This window comes from Nocardia cyriacigeorgica NBRC 100375 (assembly GCF_000308555.1).
GTDB classification, from domain to species: Bacteria; Actinomycetota; Actinomycetes; order Mycobacteriales; family Mycobacteriaceae; genus Nocardia; species Nocardia cyriacigeorgica.
The window spans coordinates 1-3,028 of sequence record NZ_BAFY01000304.1 but is presented as its reverse complement, the minus strand read 5'-3'; the positions used below and the strand labels follow the sequence as shown (position 1 = coordinate 3,028).

The following is a 3,028-nucleotide window of genomic DNA, read 5'->3' as shown; positions in this document are numbered from 1 at the left end:
TTGTGCGGCCAGCCGCGCGGGCTGTCGACCGGATGGCTGTGCAGGGATGCCTCGACGTCACCGGTCGCCTCGACGCCGGCCACCCCGGCGATCATGTCGTGCCATTCGCGGGACTGGAACACCGCGAGCGGGCCGTTGCTCAGTTCGGTCAGCCGAATACCGCTTGCCCCGTAGTTGTCGGCGACCTTGGCGAATCGATCGGCGTGTTCGCGGCGGGCGCGGTCGAACTCGTCGGCCAGGCGGCGATAGAACTCCGGCGCGAACACATCACGCGCGTAGACGTGCGGAAACGGCTCGGTGCGGCGAATCCAGTGCCGGCTGCCGAGCAGGTCCGCGAACCACTGCGGGGCGGCGGCACGCCGCTCCGATTCCCCTGCCACGATCACTCCCTCCCGAACGAACACCGCGATCTTATTGCACGGCCGCGCGCAGGGCAGAGGCATGATCATCGGGTGAGTCGCGATACCCGTATCTGTTTCGTCGGCGATTCTTTCGTCGCCGGCGTCGGTGACCCCTCGGCGCTCGGCTGGGCCGGACGCCTGGTCGCCGACGCGCACGCCTGCGGTCATCCGGTGACCGCGTACAACCTGGGCGTGCGCAGGCAGACCTCCACCGAGATCCGGGCACGCTGGCTCGCCGAATGCGTGCAGCGCTTCCCCGATGACGTCGACGCGCGGGTGGTGTTCTCCTTCGGTGTCAACGACACCATGGCCGAGAACGGCAGGCCACGCGTCGACGCGGCCGATTCGGTTGCCAATCTGACCGCATTGCTCGCCGAGGCCGCGGACCGCGACTGGCCCGCGCTGGTCGTCGCCCCGCCGCCGATCGACGACGACGAGCACAATGCCCGCACCGCCGCCCTCGACGCCCGATTCGCCGACCTCTGCGCCACCGCCGCTGTGCCGTATGTCCGCACCCATCAGCCGCTCGGTACCGACCCGGTCTGGCGACACGAAGTCCGCATCGGCGACGGCGCGCATCCGGGTGCCGACGGGTACACGGTGCTGGCCGATCTGATCCGGCCCGCGTGGCGAGAGTGGTTGGCGCACTGAGCTACTCGGCCGGCACGAGCCGGTCGAACGGAACGAGCCCAGATGAGGGCCGGGGGTGGACCGCTCACCGAGCAGGCGCTGGCGCGATGAGTGTCTGGGACACTTGCGGACGCCCCGGGTAAGCGACTCAGCCGATCGGTGCCACCCGCAACCGCCGCTCCGGATCGGGATCGACCGGCCGTCCCTCGGCGAGCGTGCCCGCCCGCTGGAACACCTCGTCCAGGAACGGTAGTGCCCGCACCACTTCGTCCAGATAGCCGACCTCGGCCTCGAGCTGGCTCAATGCCCCGATCAGTGTCAGCCCGGCACGGGCGAACGGGGTGAACGCCGCGGGCATGGCCAATTCCCTGACCACGTTCGACAGGCGCGGGTTCGTCGTGCGCAGCACCTGTCGGCGCAACCAGCGGGTGGTCAAATGGAAGCTGCTGTGCCGCAGCGGCTCCCCGCATTCCCCCAGCGCGGAGACCAGCGCGTCGGCATCGAGCGGATGACTCGGGTCGACGAAGCCGTGCGCACGCACCGCGGCTTCCAGTTCGGCCGGGCCGCCGGTGAAGAAGGCGTCGCAGAAATCGTGAGCGAGGGCGCGGAATTCGATCGGCCACGCCGAGCAGGCGCCGAAATCGACGATCCCGAGCCGGCCATCGGGCAGGAGCCGGAAATTACCGGGATGCGGATCGCCGTAGAGCAGATCGTGCTGCCAGCCGGACAGGATGAACCGGGTCATCAACATGCCGACGCGGTCGCGCCGGCACTTGGTGCCGGTGGCGATGATGCGCGACACCGGTGTGCCGTCGAGCCATTCGGTGATCAGCACATCGCCGCGCTGCTCCACGACCGCGGGAATGTAGAACTCCGGTGCGTCGGCGAAGGCGGCTGCGAAGGCCTGCTGATGGGCCGCCTCGGCGCCGTAATCGAGTTCGTCGCGCACACACTCGCAGATCGCCTCGGTGACGGCCTTGACGTCCGCGCCGGGCAGGAACACCGATGCCAGGGTCGAAATCCGCCGCAGCTGCGTCAGATCCGCCTCGACCGCCGCCCGCCCGCCGGGATACATGATCTTGACCGCTACCGGTCTGCCGTCATGCCACACGCCCCGATGCACCTGGCCGATGGAGGCCGCAGCGGCGCGGCGATCGTCGAACTCGCGGAACAACCCCCGCCAGCCGCCGCCCATGCTCGCCGTCATCGCCGCATCGACGGTCGGCGGCAACATGATCGGCGCCGCGTCCTGCAACCGCGTCAGCGCGATTTGATAGGGACCTGCTATATCTTCGGGCAGCGCGAGCTGATAAATGGACAGCAGCTGGCCGAGTTTGGTGGCGCAACCCTTGAGTTCGCCGAGTACCTCGAAGATGTGCTGGGCGGTCCGCAACTGGATCTCACGATCCACCTCCGCCGCGGAACGGCCGAGTGCGCGCCGGCCCGCCCCCGCCGCACGCCGCCCCGCATAGGCCACCGGAAGGGCCGCCAGCCTGGCGTTGCGCATTGCCCGACTCACCGGCGGGGTGCCGTCCGGGCGCGCCGGGAACAGGCCGGATCGACCCGTCGCCTGGCCACCTGCCCGGCCCTTGCCCCGTCGAGTGGTCATGATTCACCTCACACTGCTCCGCCCCGTAGTATCCATGTGCAGTCTGGCACATTGCGCCTAGACTGTCTGGGACGTATGACGAAGGTGAGGGTGCAGGATGGGATCCCGGACGGTGGTCGCCGACGCTGCCGATGAGCTGGCACGCCGGGTCGCCGCGGGGGAGTACCGGCCCGGCGAACTGATGCCCTCGGTGCGCCAGGTCGCCGACGAATTCGAGATGAACCGCGCCACCGCGCTGCTCACCCTCGGCAGGCTGGAATCCTACGGCTTCGTCGACGCCCGTCGCGGCAAGGGTTTCACCATTCGCGACGTCCGCGAACTCGGCGGCATCGACGTGTACCGGCATCTGTTCCGCTACTCGGTGCCCATGCCCGAGGTGGCGATCGAG

Annotated in this window: 3 protein-coding genes and 1 pseudogene; 2 read left to right on the top strand and 2 right to left on the bottom strand. The window is 69.2% G+C overall.

The features are described 5' to 3' along the window. Positions 1–380: pseudogene (locus tag RJ05_RS26190) on the bottom strand (2OG-Fe(II) oxygenase); the annotation flags it as partial. Positions 381–452: 72 nt separating this feature from the next. Here RJ05_RS26190 and RJ05_RS26185 point away from each other — a divergent pair. Then, entirely contained in the window at positions 453–1,052 is a 600-nt protein-coding gene (locus RJ05_RS26185) for a GDSL-type esterase/lipase family protein (RefSeq protein WP_036541946.1), read from the top strand. A 127-nt stretch (positions 1,053–1,179) separates the two neighbouring features. On the opposite strand, the gene RJ05_RS26180 is transcribed toward RJ05_RS26185, so the two are convergent. Continuing rightward, positions 1,180–2,640 (bottom strand): ABC1 kinase family protein, encoded by a 1,461-nt coding sequence (locus RJ05_RS26180; RefSeq protein ID WP_234012387.1) that lies wholly within the window; start codon positions 2,638–2,640, stop codon positions 1,180–1,182. Between the two features lie 97 nt (positions 2,641–2,737). On the opposite strand from RJ05_RS26180, the gene RJ05_RS26175 reads away from it, so the two are divergent. After that, positions 2,738–3,028, top strand: a 291-nt coding sequence (locus tag RJ05_RS26175) for a GntR family transcriptional regulator (protein ID WP_036541941.1), incomplete at its 3' end; no start/stop codon positions are given.

Excerpts from the sequence above, each read along its gene's own strand:
- RJ05_RS26180 (WP_234012387.1), bottom strand. The coding sequence starts at position 2,640 with ATGACCACTCGACGGGGCAAGGGCCGGGCAGGTGGCCAGGCGACGGGT.